We start from the raw sequence: 16,168 nt of genomic DNA, 5'->3' as shown, positions 1-16,168 counted from the left end.
ACACGTACAAGCGGCAGGGTATTCTCGTCTTACGCGCCTGGAAGTTTCCACGGCCTCCCTCACCGTCATTTATACAAAGATACAAATGGCTCTCCAGAGTTCCCACACTACCCCTGTTAATGCATGCCCTGGTCTTTGATCCCGGTGGCGACCTGCACACTGGCCATGGTGCCCACAGGTCTGTTGCCTTCCGGTTTACTGAAACCGTCGGCTTTTACCTCCTTACTGCTGGAAGCTATCACAAGGCCGCGACAATAGATTTATCGGGGCTCAATACAGAGCCTGCATCCTTGATCCATCTGGTTTTGAACTCACTTAACTGGGCTTACCCACAGGTTTCTCTACAGACCTGTTTGCTCAGCTTTGGGCAGGTGGGACTTGCATCCACTGCAGCTACGCACCCACTGGCTGGTAATAAGCAATTTCTGTCCAGCAGAGAACTCCCGAGGTTGCGGATTTATCTCGGCATGACAAGAAACACCTAACCATTTCAGTTAATTGTGGCTTCTTCATTCTACGACCAGTAAGGTAAAAACCAAGTCGTCCACTGACTGATACTTCTGCAATTCTCCCCCGCTAGTAAAATCAGGCCGAGAGCTACCTCTAATAGCCTTTAAAATATCTATGCTATACTTGTATTTTATTACGATTAATAATAATGTAAGTATCTGTAACTTTTTTTATGGAAATATTATAGGTTTTATCATGTCTACCAAATCCACATATGAAGAGCTTAAACAAGAGATTGAAGCTGTAAAAAAAACTGCTTTATTTCACCAGAATATTATAAACTCTATTAACTATGCAATAATTGTTTTCGAAATAAAAACGGGAAAAATTATTTTGGTTAATCCCATAGTTTGCCAACTGTTGGGTTACACTAAGGAAGAAATCTTAAACTTGGATATAGGAACGCTTAGCTCTGGTGAACCGCCTTATATTCAAAAAGAGGCTGTAGATTACATTAGAAAAGCAGCAGATGGAAATCCACAACTATTTAAATGGCAATGTAAAAAAAAGAACGGTGAACTTTTTTGGATGGAAGTCAATCTCAAGTTAACTGAAATTGATGAAAAGAAATGCGTTCTATCGGTGGAGCGTGATTTTACCGAACGCAAACAGGCAGAAGAGGCACTCAAGCGGCAATTACGATTCGAACAGGCCGTCGCCAAAGTATCAACGTGCCTTGTAGGCGAACAAACCTCTGAATATGCAGTCCCTAAAGCCCTGGCATCTCTTCTCGAAGCCACTCGGGTATCCAGGGTCTATATCTTCGAAAACTTTTACGACCCCAATGACGGCCTTTGTACGAGGCAGGTCTTTGAGGTATGCGCACCCGGTATAAGGCCAGAGATCGACAACCCGGTTTTACAGCATGTAGTCTACTCGCAAGGCTTCGAACGCTGGGTCGAAGCCTTGGCAGCCGGGACCAACATCCGGGGACACGTGGCTGATTTCCCTAATGACGAACGTGAAATCCTCGAATTCCAGGGAATCCTATCCATATTGGTTCTTCCGCTCATTGTTGATGGGAAATGGTGGGGATTTATCGGTTTCGACGAAACTCGCTATCCACGCGATTGGCAGGATTCGGAGGTCACGCTGCTTTGGATGACCGCGGAAATGCTCGGAGCATATTTCATGCGCCAGCAAGTGCAAGAGAGACTCAAACGAGTTGCTGCGGAGCTACAACTTGCGCAACGTATATCCAAGGTTGGCAATTGGTTTTTCGACCCGATGGTTGGTGTCCCGCAGTGGTCGGATGAGGTTTTCCGGATCTACGAGCGCGATCCAACCCTTGGCCCAATTCCGCTGACCGACTACCCCAAGATCTATTCCCCTGAGCAATTCGAAGTCTTTAGTTCCGCTATCTCTGGGGCGATAGAGGACGGAACACCCTATAACATCGAATTGCACCTCAGGCTGCCTTCTGGATCAAAGAAATGGATCAATGTAATATGTGAACCCTTACCCAAAAAGGGGGTGGCAGGCCATTGTCTGCTTGGAACGATTCAGGATATTACCGAGAACAAGAAGGCTGAACTCGCCCTGCGCGAAAGCGAACAGCGCTTGCAGGCGGTATTCAACTCGGTGGACGGCGTCCCGATTCAGGGATATGACAAGGACCGCCGTGTCATCTTCTGGAATCCCGCCAGCGAGAAGCTTTATGGCTATACGAACGACGAGGCCCTGGGCAGGACTCTCGAGGAGCTGATCATTCCCGAAGAATCGCGACAAGCAGTAGTAGAAGGGACCCGGCGATGGCACGACCAGGAGGTTGTGATGCCCTCCGGCGAGATCGAACTTCTTAACAAGAGCGGCGAGCGTCTTCAGGTCTACTCTAATCACGTCATGATCTCCAATCATCGTGGCGAGAAGGAGATGTTCTGTATCGACGTGGACCTGACCGAACGCAAGCGGGCCGAGCAGGTGGTGAGGGAGAGTGAAAAGCGCTTCGCTACCGCATTTCAATATAGCCCCGCACCTCTGGTTCTATCGGAAGTCGATAACGGTTTATTTATCGATGTCAACGACCGCTGGATCAAGATGCTTGAGTTCACTCGAGAGGAGCAAATCGGTAGAACTTCCAAGGAGGTAGGCATTTGGGACGATCCCGGAGAACGCGACCGTATTGTTGCCAAGCTTCATTCCAATGGCCGCTTCAGAGATGAGCCCATCCAATTCAAGACCAAGTCAGGAAAAACTATCATCGCTCTCTGGTCGGCCGAAAGTGTCATTCTTTCCGGCAAACAGGTGATGCTGTCGATGATTACAGACATCACGCAATTAAGGCAGGCCGAGGAAGAGCGCGAACGTCTCGGCGCCCAGCTTCAACAGGCTCAGAAAATGGAAGCCGTAGGCCGTCTGGCCGGCGGCGTGGCTCATGACTTCAATAACATGCTGGGCGTAATTCTCGGCTATGCCGAGCTGGCCCTCGAGAAAATCGATCCCGCATCGCCACTGTATGCCGACCTGCAAAGGATTCACCAAGCCGGCGAGCGTTCAGCCGACCTGACACGACAGCTGCTGGCCTTTGCCCGCAAGCAGACCATTGCTCCCAAGGTCATAGATATAAACGACACAGTGGAGGGGATGCTCACTATGCTCCGTCGGCTGATTGGTGAGGATATCGACCTGTTCTGGCACCCCGGCAGAAACCTCCAGCCGGTCAAGATCGACCCCTCACAGATCGACCAGCTCCTCGCCAATCTCTGCGTCAACGCCCGAGACGCCATTGAAGGAGTGGGCAAGATCACTATAGAAACAGGTGCAAAAGGCATTGACACGAACTATTGCCATGACCACCTGGAATCTCAACCTGGAAATTACGTGCTACTCGCAGTTAGCGACGACGGCTGCGGAATGGATAAAAAAACTCTGAGTCATATCTTTGAACCTTTTTTTACCACCAAGGAAGAAGGCCTAGGTACCGGTCTGGGGCTGGCATCGATTTATGGCATAGTGAAGCAGAATAACGGTTTCATTAACGTCTATAGCGAACCTGACCAGGGAACAACATTTAAGATCTATTTACCTGTGTATGGTACAAAATCAGCCGAAGCGTCAGAAAATGCGCATGAACTACCCACCGAACACGGAAACGAGACCATTCTCCTCGTGGAGGATGAGTCGGCTATTTTGGAAATGACCACCACGATGCTGGAAAGGCTGGGATATAGAGTGGTAGCCGCCGTTACCCCTGGCGAGGCTATCCGTCTGGCTTATGAATATCAGGGACGGATCGACCTGTTGATGACCGATGTAGTGATGCCAGAAATGAATGGCCGGGAGTTAGCAGGAAACCTTCTCTCCCATCACCCGGATCTTAAACGTCTGTTTATGTCCGGCTACACAGCGAACGTCATCGCCCACCACGGCGTGCTGGACGAAGGCGTGCACTTCGTTCAAAAACCTTTTTCAATGAAGGACCTGGCAAGGAAGCTGCGGGAAGTCCTGGAGGGCTGACATGCTACTTTTGTCACTGGTCGGGGTAAAATATCGCCTCAACTCGGACTGACAATTCCGCTATTTTTCATTGTAAGCCAGTTATGCAGAACTTTAATTTTGCCCTACAGAAGGTCTTCACATTCTATCAATCTTTGAAGTTAATACTCCCTCTGTACACCCGTGATCAGCAAGGAAAAGAAAGAGCCCGGCACATGTGGAGAAAGCCTTGATCAACCAAATCCAAAAACGGATATTGAAGATTCTCGAATCAATACCTTTTCCAGGTATGACGCGAGGCCTAACTTATTGAAACAAGATATTATATTTGTTGTACCGTTGCGAAAATAACTGCGGAAAGCAGGAAGAAGCGACCGTGCGAGTGGACTGTAGAGCGTCCCAGGATAAACCAAAAAGTAGGATGTAACCGGCAAAAAGTTAACAATATGTTAACAACCAAAAAAAAGGACTTAGCCAGAAACTGACTAAGTCCTTGAAAGTACTTGGTAGCGGGGGGAGGATTTGAACCTCCGACCTTCGGGTTATGAGCCCGACGAGCTACCGAACTGCTCCACCCCGCGACGCGTGACGAGAGAATGTACCATAGCTGGAGATATTGTCAATTACAAAATGATTACTTATCCGCCTCCTTCGACAATTCAGTGATTTTTTCCCGGAGTAACTCCGGAAAAGGCGTGAGCTTTCCCTGCCGGTCAATACAGGCTAACGTGGTAAAGCCCCGTACCAGCAGTTGCTCGCCTTCCTGCTTCTGCGCCCGGTTAATCGCATAGTGAAAACGACAGGAAACACTCTTCACCTCCACCAGGGAGGTGGCAATGGTCAAAAGATCATCGTAACGGGCCGGAGCCTTATAGCGAAGGTAACTCTCTGTGATCGGCAGAACATAGCCCATCTCTTCAATTCGGCTATACGGAATGGCCCACTCCCGCATCATCTCTGTACGGCCGATCTCGAAGTAGCGAAGATAATTGGCGTTGTATACCACTCCGGCGGCATCGGTATCTCCATAGATGACCCGGTAGGTGGTTCGATGGATCGGTTCACGGAGGGTTATCGTCATTCGCTTATTCATCGACAGGCTCACGCTCCATAAACCGTTGAAAAAAGGCCGCACCAGACGGCAGACACAGACCACTCTTTTCCACTGCCTCAAGTACCTGCTTTTCCGTATAGGGCCGCTGTGACGGGCACTCCACGCCCCTTGAATCGTAAAGTACCATGGGGACCGGCCAGTCCTCATGGGTGCGCCGGTGCAGCGGCGTGTAGTGATCCATGGTGACGACGACGCGAAAAGGTTCACCGCGTCTTTCCATCTCCGCAACTATTGGGCTGACGATCTCACGGTCGAAATCTTCAATGGCCTGGACCTTTCCTTCGACCAATCCCTGGTGACCTGTCTCGTCGGGGGCCTCCACATGGACCACGACAAAGTCCTTGTGATTCAGTAGCTCCAACGCTGCCTGTGCTTTGCCCTGATAGTTGGTGTCCAGGTAGCCGGTCGCTCCCTCTACTTGCACCACTTCCAGGCCGCTCAACACGCCCAAGCCCATCAGCAGGTCTACCGCTGAAATCATGCCGCCTTCTACAGCAAACCTCTCAGGGATGGTCTCCATGGCCGGTCGTTTGCCCTCTCCCCAGAGCCAGAGCGCATTGGCCGTGGCTTTTCCCTGCTCAGCACGGCGAAGATTTACCGGGTGTTCGGCCAGCACCTCGCTGGCCTGCTGCATCAGCTGATACAATGCATTGTTCTGCTGGTAAGCAATATAAAAAGCGGTAACGTCCTGATCCATATGATCATGAGGCGGAACAGTCTGCAGACTTTCGGGAAGGGTCCCTTTATACACGGCAAGATGGCGATAACTGATCCCGGGATACAATCGCAGCTGCTCGGTGCCGCATTTGGCCTGCACAGCGTCTATGAGCTCACGGCTCTCCTCGGTGGAAATATGGCCAGCACTGTAGTCGATCATAAACAAACGGTCGTCACGCCACTCCACATTAACCAGGTTGCAGCGAAAGGCCAATTCATCCTCGGCAATATCCACTCCCATGCTGGCAGCTTCCAGGGGCGCCCTGCCGGTATAGTATTTTTCCGGTTCATACCCCAGCAAAGAGAGGTTGGCGACATCACTTCCCGGTGGATACCCCTCTGGTACCGTCCGCACAAGCAGCAGCTCGCCGTTGCGCGCCAGATGATCCATCATCGGGGTTGCGGCTGCCTCCATGGGCGTTTGTCCCTTTAACTGGGGCACGGCAACATCGCCCATGCCGTCGCCGATCAGCAGAATATATTTCATACCGAGTATTCTCCTCCCTGGTTACGCCTGCTCATCTTCAAGCAGGCGAATTTTCACCACCGGTGCAACCACCGCGTCGAGCTCTCGAATTTCCCGCAGCGCCTCTTCGACGGCCGATTCCTGTGCATCGTGGGTAAGCATAACCAGGGGCACCGCATTCACTTTGCCCCTTCCCTTCTGCACCACCGACTCGAGACTGATGCCGTGTTTTCCCAAGATGCCGGAGATAGCTGAAAGTACCCCCGGCTCATCACGAACAGTGAAACGAAAGTAATAGGGCCCAAGCAGTTCATCCATGGGGGTAACCCGCCGCTCCTGCACATATTCGGGAAGATAAGCGAGCGGCGGTACCCTGCCGACCGCACCAGAAACAATGTTTCTTGCGATATCAGCAACATCTGCCGCCACCGCACTTCCGGTTGGCACTTTGCCCGCGCCCAGACCATACAGCAGTACATCGCCTACCGTATCACCGGTAAAATGGATAGCGTTGAAAGCACCGTTTATGGATGCCAGCAGGTGGCTTTCCGGAACCATGGTCGGATGCACTCTCGCCTCGACGTGATCGCCGTGATTACGACTGATGGCGAGCAGCTTTATCCGACAGCCGAATTCACGCGCCAGTTCAATATCCAGCGGTTCTATCTGCGATATTCCTTCGGTAACGATCTCATTATGGGTAATATTCATGCCGTAGGCCATGCACATCAGAATGGCTAGCTTGTGAGCAGTATCAATTCCCTCTACATCATAGGTGGGGTCAGCTTCGGCAAACCCTTTTTCCTGGGCGTCCTTCAGCACCTCATCAAACGGCACCCCTTCCTCCGTCATCCTGGTCAGAATATAGTTGGCGGTACCGTTCATAATCCCCATAATGGAGAGAATGTTATTGGCCACCAGCCCCTCCCTGAGTGATTTGAGCACCGGTATACCGCCGCCGACACTGGCTTCAAAGCCCACTTCCACTCCATGTTCAGCCGCAGCACGAAAAATATCGCGTCCTTCCTGGGACAGCAGCGCCTTGTTGGCCGTTACCACATGTTTTCCGGCGCGAATTGCGTCCATAACAAAGGTTTTTGCCGGCTCGATACCGCCAATTAATTCGGCTACGATTGCGATGTCCGGATCATTGATTATTTCTCCGGCATCACGCACCAACGCCACATCTTTGAAATGGTCAGGCAGTTCGGACAATCCGGTATCGGCTACCTTTGTCAGGCGCAGGTCGATGCCTGTTCGCTTTTTCAGCCTCTCCTGCTGAGAGTACAATACCTCAGCAAGACCGCTCCCCACCGTACCGAAACCAATAATACCTACCTGAATCTTCTTCATTCGCTATCAACCTGTCTGAAGTTAGTGGACATTGAACCTCGGTGGTTTTTCTACCCGCTTTACCCGTGGTTGTCAAAAAGTATAGGTCCACTCTGCGGGGAATCGTCGCCTATGTGCACTGCTCTACCCTGCCTATCGCCCTGAATTGCCGTCACCGCCCAGCACGACACGCCCTATCATTTTCATAGCCAAAGCAGGCAAGTTGCTGTATACTCGCCCAGTTAATGAGAAGCCATTCATTTTTTTTAGCCATTTTTCCCATGAAAAATTAGGCTGTTAGTTACTTACTGTCAGTGAAAAAAACTCAAAGGAGACCGGCATGAACATTCTTACTTTCGGCCCCAACGGCAGCGGTAAAGGCACTCAGGGTGCCATTATCAAAGAAAAGTACGGCATCGACCATATTGAATCCGGAGCAATTTTCCGTGAGCATATCAAAGGCGGAACCGAGCTGGGTAAAAAAGCCAAGGAGTACATTGACCGCGGCGATCTGGTACCTGATGACATCACCATTCCCATGGTACTGGAGACTCTTAACAAGTCCAAAGAAAATGGATGGCTCCTTGATGGATTTCCTCGGTCGCTGGCCCAGGCAGAGGCCCTGGACAAAGCCCTCAAGGAAGCGAACATGAAACTTGACTGCGTGGTAGAAATCGTCCTTGACCGCGAGATAGCCAAAGAGCGCATCATGGGTCGTCGTCTCTGTGCCAATGACAACAATCATCCCAACCACATAGCCTTTGATGCCATCAAACCAGTGGAAAAAGACGGTAAACTTGTTTGCCGGGTTTGCGGCGGCGAGTTGTCCACCCGTGCAGATGACCAGGATGAAGAGGCAATCAACAAACGCCATAACATCTATTATGATGAAACCACCGGCACCATGGCCGCTGTCAACTACTTCAAGAACCTGGAAGGTATCCCGGTTATCTCTGTTGATGGTTCCGCTCCGATCAAGGAAGTTTCCGAAGCAATCATGAAAGATCTGCCGTAATTCGGACAGTCCATACCTGACAAAAAAACGTTTCCATGCATATGGTGCACGGAAACGTTTTTTTGTTTGACACCTGCGGTTTTTTCTATCATTGATGGTGGCCATGAAAGCCTTTATTGCATCCAATCTCAATCAATCTATTGCCGCCAAAGAGGCCTTTGCTCGGGAGGCGGCGGATTCGATCGTTACGCTGACCCAGTGGATAAGGACCAGCCTGGAGAACAACGGCAAACTGTTGATCTTCGGAAACGGCGGCAGCGCTGCCGATGCCCAGCACATGGCAGCAGAGTTCGTCAACCGTTTTCTCATCAACCGCCGTCCTCTGCCGGCGCTGGCGCTGACGACGGACACTTCGGTTATTACCTCCATCGGCAATGATTTTTCCTTTGACCTCATCTTTGCCAAACAGGTTGAGGCCTTGGGCAGACCGGAGGACCTCGCCTTGGGCATTTCCACATCCGGAACCTCACCCAATGTAGTCAAAGCCATGGAAACGGCCCAGACTATCGGCATGAAAACCGTTGCCCTCACCGGTGGCACGAGAAACCCGGGAGGTGACCTGGGAGGCATCTGCGACATGGTACTCAATGTTCCCTCCGACTCAACCCCTCACATACAGGAAGCACACCTCTGGGTTGAGCACCTGCTCTGCGAAATAGTTGAACGAGAAATGTTTGCCACTCATTAATCCCCCACGGCATCTCTTTTCAGGATGCCAAGCAACCTAGCGCGCCATCATGTCCACCTACAGTCTCTCGCCGCTTACCTTTGATGACCTCAATACCTATTCCATCCATGATCGCCACTCAAAAGTCAGTGTAGAAGATTTTGCCGCGCCCGTACGGCCCGGAATGAGGGTCAGCCAACTCATCCAAAGCCTGCCCAACCAGCTCATGGGCAAGGATTTTCCGGAATTCATACACCGGACGGCCAAGGCCTATAACGAACAGCGGCCCATTCTCCTTGGCATGGGCGCCCATGTGATCAAAGTCGGCCTCAACCCTCTCCTCATAGACCTGATGGAGCGAGGCCTGCTGTCGGCCATTGCACTCAACGGTGCCGGGATTATTCACGATGCCGAGATCGCCCTTGCCGGACGCACCTCCGAAGAAGTTGCCGACGTCCTCGGCCAAGGCGCCTTCGGTGCAGCACGGGAAACCGGCGAGATGCTGAACAGGGCCATCAATCAGGGCGCAGCCGACGGGATAGGCATTGGTGAAGCGGTCGGCCGCACCCTGCACAGCGAAGGCCTCCCTTATGCCAGCCAGAGTCTGCTGGCCGCTGCCTACCGACTCAAGATACCTGTTACCGTCCACGTGGCCATGGGCACCGATATTATCCATATCCACCCCGGTGCAGACGGGGGAGCCATTGGCCAGGCCGGTCACCGCGACTTTCGCCTTTTCTGCAGTCAGGTCAGTTCACTGCAGCACGGTGTCTACATCAATGTCGGTTCCGCGGTCCTGCTGCCCGAAGTCTTTCTCAAGGCCCTGACCGTTGTCCGCAACCTGGGACACGATGTAACCCGCTTCACCACGGCAAACTTTGATTTCATTCGCCATTATCGGCCGGCAACCAACGTCGTGCACCGCCCAACTCTGGAGGGAGGAAAAGGTTATAATTTCACCGGCCACCACGAATTGATGCTGCCCCTGTTCGCCGCCGCCCTCCTCGATCAAATTGACAAATAACTCCAGAGCCAGTATATGGCACCCTGAACACTCGCTGATCAACCTTCAACCGCGGAATTCACCAGCATGCGCCCCCTGTTACGTATAGGAACCAGAGCCAGCCTTCTGGCTGTCACCCAGTCGACCTGGGTAAAAGATCAGATTGAACGTCAATACCCCGAAACAACGGTGGAACTTGTTCGCATTACCACCAAGGGCGATAAAATTCTTGATGTCCCCTTAGCCAAAGTAGGGGGCAAGGGGCTCTTTGTTAAAGAAATCGAGGATGCGTTACTGGCTGACGAGGTTGATATTGCCGTGCACTCCATGAAAGACGTGCCCACCGAACTTCCGGAAAAGCTGCACGTCGCCATTATCCCTGAACGGGAAACCCCGGCCGATGCTTTTGTCTCGGTCAATTACCGGACGCTGGATGAACTGCCCCAAGGGGGCATCATCGGAACATCAAGCCTACGCAGAAAGTCCCAGTTGGCCGCCATGCGTCCCGACCTTTCCATCCTTGACCTGCGCGGCAACCTTGACACCCGGCTGAACAAACTGGAGCAGGGCCAATATGACGCTATAATTCTGGCAGGCGCCGGACTCAATCGGCTCGGCATGGAGCAACGGATTACCACCCTCTTTACTCCGGAACAGATGCTCCCGGCCATAGGCCAGGGGTCGCTCGGCCTGGAGTTGCGGAAAAGTGACCATGAACTGCTCCAGGGCCTGCAGTTTCTTCACCATGACCATACAGCGACCACGGTAACCGCAGAGCGGGCTTTTCTTCTTCGCCTTGAGGGAGGCTGCCAGGTACCGATCGGTGCCTATGCCACGCTTACCGACGGGGTCGTTACGTTAAGCGGACTGATAGCCAGCGTTGACGGCACTACCATTATCAAAGACTCGCTGAAAGGAGATGCTGCCCAGGCCGCCGATCTGGGAACCCAATTGGCAGAGACACTGCTTCAGCGAGGGGGAAAGGCAATCCTCGACGAAGTGTACAATAACCAGGAGTAGGCAACCCCCTCATTCTTTTTTCTCAATCACGATTTCCTCTTTCAAGGGACAGTAGCCAGTGACCACGCAAACTACAGAAAAAAAACAACCTGCCGGCAAAGTTTATCTCATCGGCGCCGGCCCCGGCGACCCCGGCCTGATCACCCTGCGCGGAAAATATCTTCTGGAACGCGCCGAGGTCGTCGTTTACGACTATCTGGCCAACAAAAAACTACTCAACCACGTGCCTAAAACGGCTAAATTCATCTATGCCGGCAAAAAAGGCGGAGGACTGCATGCCTATACGCAGGAGGGGATCAACCGTCTCCTGGTCGATCATGCCAAGGCCGGATATACCGTGGTTCGACTCAAAGGAGGAGACCCCTTTATCTTCGGACGAGGCGGTGAAGAAATCGAAGAAATCGTTGCAGAAGGCATAGACTTTGAAGTGGTCCCCGGAGTCACTTCGGCCACAGCGGCCGCTACCTACGCCGGCATCCCCATCACCCATCGGGATTACACTGCCTCCGTAGCCTTTGTCACCGGCCACGAGGATCCCACCAAAAAATATTCCAATATTCATTGGGACAAACTGGCAACAGGTGCGGGTACCATTGTCATATACATGGGTATCAAGACCCTGCCCAGCATTACCAAAAAGCTGATCGACTACGGCAGATCGCCGGATACCCCGGTAGCCGTTGTCCGCTGGGCCTCAACCCCGCAGCAACGATCGGTTGAAGGAACCTTGAGCACCATTACGGAGGTGGTTCAACAGGCCGACATCAAACCGCCTGCACTGGTTATTATCGGCGATGTGGTCAAGTTGCGCAAAACCATTGACTGGTATGAACGACGATCGCTGTTCAACAAACGGATCGTGGTCACCCGAACCAGGGAACAGGCCAGTGAGCTCGTGGCCAAACTGGAAGAGTATGGAGCCGACTGCCTTGAATACTCGACCATTCACATAGAGCCGGTCAGTGACTACAGCCCGCTTCACCAGGCGATTGCTAATATCAAGCAGTACCAGTGGATACTTTTCACCAGCCTGAATGCGGTCACCTACTTTTTTAAACAGCTTTATCAAAGTGGCCTGGACACCCGCGCCCTCGCCGGTCCAAAGGTTGCCGTTGTCGGCAGGGCCACTGCCGAGGAACTGCTGAAGTACGGCCTGCGTGCTGACCTTGTTCCTCAGCGTTTCACCGGGGAAGGCTTGGCCCAGGCTTTGCTCGACAACCAGGTCGGCGCCGGCTCCACCATCCTTCTGCCTCGGGCGCTCCGGGCAAGTGAAGTACTGCCGGAAACCCTGACCGACGCCGGGGCCGAAGTAGATGTTGTCCCGGTTTATCAGAATGTGCCCCCCCAGGGGAGGAAAGAAGAACTGCGGGAAGAGCTGATCAGAGGCGACATAGACCTGCTCACCTTTACCAGTTCTTCAACGGTGACCAACTTTTTAACCATGGTCGACCCTGAAAACGAAGAGGAACTGCAGCAACTGCTGAAAGGCGTAACCATTGCCGCTATAGGACCAATCACGGCGGAGGCCATCAGAGAACATGGATTGCAGGTAGATATCCAGCCAGAACGCTTCACCATAGCAGACATGGTACAAGCTATTGTTGATCACTACCAGAACAGGCCGGCCAAGGCGTCCTGAAGGGTCTTTATCCTGCCGCTTTCAACTCGATCCTGGATCGACGCCTCAAGATAACGTTGGTACTGACGACCGCGAAGAAACGAGCGATGGGAGGAGACAATGGCTGCGTTGCCGTCGTTGCCGCACGATCGTAACCGCCTCTCGCCATGCCACTGTTGTCGACAATGCCCACGAACATACCTTCTTTAACCCAGCCGGTATTCTCTACCAGCTCCGTTGCTTTGCCGAAGCCGAGGGGGTCCTGCCCCATGGTGAAGTTTCAGAGGTATTCAGCTGGTTTGCCGGTTACGCCTGGCAAGTGGCGCTCTGCAGGGGATGCCAGCGACATCTCGGATGGCGCTTCAGTGGTACTGATGACGTGTTCTACGGTCTCATCGCCAATCGGCTCCAGGGAGGAGAATAGACTCAAGTGATGTGACGAAAGGCCTGGAGCCTCTGCTGGATGCAGTGGATACCTCGAAGCTCGAACGTATCCATCGCCTGCTGATATGGTGTGAGATCAGCAAGCATAGCCGCAATTTTTCGCCCGAGGTTTTCAGGACTCAACTCCAGCCATGGCAGATAATCGATGAGCTGTTTTTTCTGCAGGGCTTCAGCACGCAGCAACTGTTCCCTGCGAGGGGTTTCTCGGGGAATAATGAGCGACGGGGTTTTTTGACTGAGAATTTCGCACATTGTATTATACCCCCCCATGGAAACCACCAGGTCGGCAGCCCCGATCATCTCTTCCATCCGCGGATAAAACGGCAACACCTTCACCCGCAATTTTCGCCCTCGCTTGGCCAGCTTGCGCCGCTTATGAATCGGCATGAACGGACCGGTGATAAGAATGCTTTTTCCCGTTTCAAAGATTCCCTGTTCAAGCATGCGCAGGTAGCAATCCATGACGTCATACCCGTCGCCACCACCACCGGTTGTCACCACGATCATCGATTCATTGGCACCGACACAGAATTTTTTTCGGGTCTTGGCCTTTACTTTTTCCGAGGCAATACGCCGGGGCAGGTAACCGGTGAAAACAATTTTGTTCTCCACCGAGGCAGGGATGGCATACTCGCCGATCGCATCATAGATGGATCGTTGCCCGTACACCCATATCTCTGAGTACAATTCATCGAGCAGACGATACACTTCCTTATTTTCCCAATCCGCCCGCACCGTCTCCCGATCGTCCATGATATCCCGCAGTCCCAGAACCGTTTTCGTGTGGGGACAGTAATACTGAATCCATTCAAGGGTGGGCAGCACCTCTTTCTTTAACCCCAGCGGTTCCTTATCCACCAGGAACAGATCAGGCTTGAAGGTCTTGGCCGTGGTGAGAATAATCGACCGGCGAATATTCAATGCATGCTCCGGATCTATGCGGATAGAGAGTGAATGATACTCGTCATTGGTTTTTTTTATCATTCCGGGGATACGGACAAAATCCACATTCTCCGGAAAGGAAAAACGACCGGCGATGGGCGATCCGGTGAGTATCAGCACATTGACCGAGGGACTGCGCAGGTGACCGGCGATAGCCATAGTGCGCCTGATATGACCAAGCCCGTAGGTATCATGGGAATAGATGAGTATATTGTAGGAGTTGGTTGTTCCCGTCACGGCGCTGATATCAGTGGTAGTGTTCAGCCTGGCGACCATCGTGTCTTTCCGGCTGGAGAAAAAGGTGATATTGCTTGGGTTTGTCAAGCAGGCACAGCCTACCGTTTCCCTCCTGTCGGGGCAAGAAAAATCGATTCCCGAACGGCAGCAATCTGCCATGTGCGGCAGCCGGGTACTGGTCCCATCCGCTGCAGTGATTATTCTTAGTACAGGGACCTTTTATCAACCAGCACCGGGAGCTTAGTATGCAACTGTCTATCGTGTTGAGATTTCTTGCCTGCATGTTACTTCTCTCTGTCCTGGGGGGATGTGTTCCCAGCGGTCCTACCGGACGATGGCGCCAAAGTATGGAAGCGCAACAGTTGTTCGAAAGCGCAACCCTGCTCTCGGATCATACCTATTATTATATCGGGTCACGCGCGCATCCCGATGCAATTATTGCTATCAATAACAAGTATGTTCTGCAGACTACGGTCTGGGCCGAGATTGCCGTTGATCAACGGGTCTTGAATGACTGGATGGCCTGGTACAGGTCCGACATCTCTTTGTACTGCCCCCATCGGGGAGGGTATATATTCACCCCGGATCAGCAGATTGCCGGCATCTGGTACTCCAAGGACCAGATCAGCACCGTTCGTTCTCCGCAGCCTGGGGTGCTTGAGGTCTACCCTCCCTATTCCGCTCCGGGCTCAATGTGTGACCGCGAGCGAATTATGGATGATCTCTAACCTGGCCTGATCCGCCAGCAATGGATAAACTCAGCGGCTCGCCGGCAAATATTCGGAAAATGCCATTCCCTTCATCCCTCAACTGCGCTATAGTTCAGCATATACTCAAAAATTATGCGCCGCTTATGAAACCTTCTCTTTTTTTTCATTTTTGCTGTATGTTCTTCAGCCTGCTGTGCGCCGTACTGTTTACCGGCACCCCTGTCCTGGCTGACGAGCGGACTCCGGAAAACGGAAACGTGCAGCGGGATATGTCGGCCGGGGAGTTGCTGGCAGCGGGAATGTACGGTATCGACACGCCTGCGGCCCTGTCCCTTTCCACCCAGCTGTTGCCGCCAGGTGAACTCGCCGCCGCCTCTTTATCCGATATATCGTCTATGGGCGGGCAGGCCATCACTCTCTCCTATCAAGGCTCTGCCGGTTTACTTGGCTTTTCCGCCGGCTATATTCTTACCGATACATCCGACGAGCAGCAGCCTTCGCGTTCCATCCTCCTCGACGTCCACCCAGATGCCGTCACCATGGATACCCCTGATTACGCATGGTACATGGCATTGAACTTCAGCCAGTTATCCACCGGCAACGACAAGGTTTCCTTCCGCCTGACCAGCAAGGCCATCATGCGAAAAAATCCCCGCATCACCTCTGGAGAAAAAACCTTTTCCCTGCTGTTCAACATGCCCATTACCTATGCCGATCGGGTCACCATTACTCCTGAGGTCTCCTGGTCACAAGCGCTGGAAAGCGGACTCACCGACCCTGTGCCGTCACCCTTGTCTGCAACTCCGGTGGATCAGGAATTTTTCGGCGGCCTGTCCATTTCCTTTTCTTACTAGACCACGCCGCTGGCATCCTCAGCCTCCAGCGCATCCTCCCTTTGCAGCCTGCACCGGCAGAAAAGATAGTCCTTTCCTCCCCTG

At 52.6% G+C, this 16,168-nt stretch carries 14 protein-coding genes and 1 tRNA gene; 10 read left to right on the top strand and 5 right to left on the bottom strand.

All coding sequences use genetic code 11. From position 1 onward, the window contains the following. Window positions 1–705 precede the first annotated feature (705 nt). On the top strand, window positions 706–3,966 hold the full coding sequence (locus ACZ52Z_RS19805) for a PAS domain S-box protein (RefSeq protein ID WP_464268494.1): 3,261 nt from the start codon (window positions 706–708) through the stop codon (window positions 3,964–3,966). A gap of 483 nt (window positions 3,967–4,449) precedes the next feature. Here ACZ52Z_RS19805 and ACZ52Z_RS19800 read toward each other — a convergent pair. From ACZ52Z_RS19800 to ACZ52Z_RS19785, 4 genes are all read right to left on the bottom strand, one after another. Then, window positions 4,450–4,526, bottom strand: a tRNA-Met gene (locus tag ACZ52Z_RS19800). A 53-nt stretch (window positions 4,527–4,579) separates the two neighbouring features. After that, window positions 4,580–5,038, bottom strand: coding sequence for an acyl-CoA thioesterase (locus ACZ52Z_RS19795; protein ID WP_464268493.1), 459 nt, complete (start codon window positions 5,036–5,038; stop codon window positions 4,580–4,582). Further along, window positions 5,031–6,263 carry a cofactor-independent phosphoglycerate mutase gene (locus ACZ52Z_RS19790; protein ID WP_464268492.1) on the bottom strand — a complete coding sequence of 411 codons (1,233 nt, stop codon included), beginning with the start codon at window positions 6,261–6,263 and terminating at the stop codon, window positions 5,031–5,033. The genes ACZ52Z_RS19795 and ACZ52Z_RS19790 overlap by 8 nt, the downstream gene beginning before the upstream one ends. A gap of 21 nt (window positions 6,264–6,284) precedes the next feature. Next, the gene (locus tag ACZ52Z_RS19785) at window positions 6,285–7,595 is read right to left on the bottom strand and encodes a homoserine dehydrogenase (protein ID WP_464268491.1); all 1,311 of its coding nucleotides are present in this window, start codon (window positions 7,593–7,595) and stop codon (window positions 6,285–6,287) included. A 319-nt stretch (window positions 7,596–7,914) separates the two neighbouring features. Between ACZ52Z_RS19785 and ACZ52Z_RS19780 the strand changes: the two genes are divergently transcribed. The 6 genes from ACZ52Z_RS19780 to ACZ52Z_RS19755 all read left to right on the top strand — a co-directional run bounded on the left by ACZ52Z_RS19780 (window position 7,915) and on the right by ACZ52Z_RS19755 (window position 13,321). Next, window positions 7,915–8,589 carry an adenylate kinase gene (locus tag ACZ52Z_RS19780; protein ID WP_464268490.1) on the top strand — a complete coding sequence of 225 codons (675 nt, stop codon included), beginning with the start codon at window positions 7,915–7,917 and terminating at the stop codon, window positions 8,587–8,589. Window positions 8,590–8,692: 103 nt separating this feature from the next. Next, window positions 8,693–9,277: a D-sedoheptulose-7-phosphate isomerase gene (locus tag ACZ52Z_RS19775; protein ID WP_464268489.1), complete on the top strand. Its 585-nt coding sequence runs from the start codon at window positions 8,693–8,695 to the stop codon at window positions 9,275–9,277. A 49-nt stretch (window positions 9,278–9,326) separates the two neighbouring features. Then, window positions 9,327–10,280, top strand: coding sequence for a GSU2086 family protein (locus ACZ52Z_RS19770; RefSeq protein WP_464268488.1), 954 nt, complete (start codon window positions 9,327–9,329; stop codon window positions 10,278–10,280). Between the two features lie 66 nt (window positions 10,281–10,346). Further along, a complete protein-coding gene (gene hemC / locus ACZ52Z_RS19765) occupies window positions 10,347–11,279 on the top strand; it encodes a hydroxymethylbilane synthase (RefSeq protein ID WP_464268487.1) in 933 nt (310 codons plus the stop codon). Between the two features lie 58 nt (window positions 11,280–11,337). Continuing rightward, a complete protein-coding gene (cobA, locus tag ACZ52Z_RS19760) occupies window positions 11,338–12,918 on the top strand; it encodes a uroporphyrinogen-III C-methyltransferase (RefSeq protein ID WP_464268486.1) in 1,581 nt (526 codons plus the stop codon). Next, entirely contained in the window at window positions 12,881–13,321 is a 441-nt protein-coding gene (locus ACZ52Z_RS19755) for a cereblon family protein (protein ID WP_464268485.1), read from the top strand. Before cobA ends, ACZ52Z_RS19755 begins: the two co-directional genes overlap by 38 nt. A 2-nt stretch (window positions 13,322–13,323) precedes the next feature. Here the strand turns inward: ACZ52Z_RS19755 and ACZ52Z_RS19750 are convergent, their stop codons facing one another. After that, window positions 13,324–14,559, bottom strand: a complete 1,236-nt coding sequence (locus ACZ52Z_RS19750) for a glycosyltransferase family protein (protein ID WP_464268484.1) — start codon at window positions 14,557–14,559, stop codon at window positions 13,324–13,326. Between the two features lie 25 nt (window positions 14,560–14,584). Between ACZ52Z_RS19750 and ACZ52Z_RS19745 the strand changes: the two genes are divergently transcribed. From ACZ52Z_RS19745 to ACZ52Z_RS19735, 3 genes are all read left to right on the top strand, one after another. Further along, a complete protein-coding gene (locus ACZ52Z_RS19745) occupies window positions 14,585–14,764 on the top strand; it encodes a hypothetical protein (protein ID WP_464268483.1) in 180 nt (59 codons plus the stop codon). 1 nt (window position 14,765) lies between these two features. Then, a complete protein-coding gene (locus ACZ52Z_RS19740; RefSeq protein WP_464268482.1) occupies window positions 14,766–15,248 on the top strand; it encodes a hypothetical protein in 483 nt (160 codons plus the stop codon). A 125-nt stretch (window positions 15,249–15,373) separates the two neighbouring features. Continuing rightward, on the top strand, window positions 15,374–16,084 hold the full coding sequence (locus ACZ52Z_RS19735; RefSeq protein WP_464268481.1) for a hypothetical protein: 711 nt from the start codon (window positions 15,374–15,376) through the stop codon (window positions 16,082–16,084). Window positions 16,085–16,168: the final 84 nt, after the last annotated feature.

This window comes from Desulfogranum aggregans, assembly GCF_055398265.1.
Note: the sequence above shows the minus strand (reverse complement) of the source record. Positions and strands in the feature narration are given on the sequence as shown.

What these genes read in the sequence shown, in the direction of transcription:
- ACZ52Z_RS19805 (WP_464268494.1), top strand. Translation starts at nt 706, where the DNA reads ATGTCTACCAAATCCACATATGAAGAGCTTAAACAAGAGATTGAAGCT.
- ACZ52Z_RS19795 (WP_464268493.1), bottom strand. Translation starts at nt 5,038, where the DNA reads ATGAATAAGCGAATGACGATAACCCTCCGTGAACCGATCCATCGAACC.
- ACZ52Z_RS19790 (WP_464268492.1), bottom strand. Translation starts at nt 6,263, where the DNA reads ATGAAATATATTCTGCTGATCGGCGACGGCATGGGCGATGTTGCCGTG.
- ACZ52Z_RS19785 (WP_464268491.1), bottom strand. Translation starts at nt 7,595, where the DNA reads ATGAAGAAGATTCAGGTAGGTATTATTGGTTTCGGTACGGTGGGGAGC.
- ACZ52Z_RS19780 (WP_464268490.1), top strand. Translation starts at nt 7,915, where the DNA reads ATGAACATTCTTACTTTCGGCCCCAACGGCAGCGGTAAAGGCACTCAG.
- ACZ52Z_RS19775 (WP_464268489.1), top strand. Translation starts at nt 8,693, where the DNA reads ATGAAAGCCTTTATTGCATCCAATCTCAATCAATCTATTGCCGCCAAA.
- ACZ52Z_RS19770 (WP_464268488.1), top strand. Translation starts at nt 9,327, where the DNA reads ATGTCCACCTACAGTCTCTCGCCGCTTACCTTTGATGACCTCAATACC.
- hemC (WP_464268487.1), top strand. Translation starts at nt 10,347, where the DNA reads ATGCGCCCCCTGTTACGTATAGGAACCAGAGCCAGCCTTCTGGCTGTC.
- ACZ52Z_RS19750 (WP_464268484.1), bottom strand. Translation starts at nt 14,559, where the DNA reads ATGGTCGCCAGGCTGAACACTACCACTGATATCAGCGCCGTGACGGGA.
- ACZ52Z_RS19740 (WP_464268482.1), top strand. Translation starts at nt 14,766, where the DNA reads ATGCAACTGTCTATCGTGTTGAGATTTCTTGCCTGCATGTTACTTCTC.
- ACZ52Z_RS19735 (WP_464268481.1), top strand. Translation starts at nt 15,374, where the DNA reads ATGAAACCTTCTCTTTTTTTTCATTTTTGCTGTATGTTCTTCAGCCTG.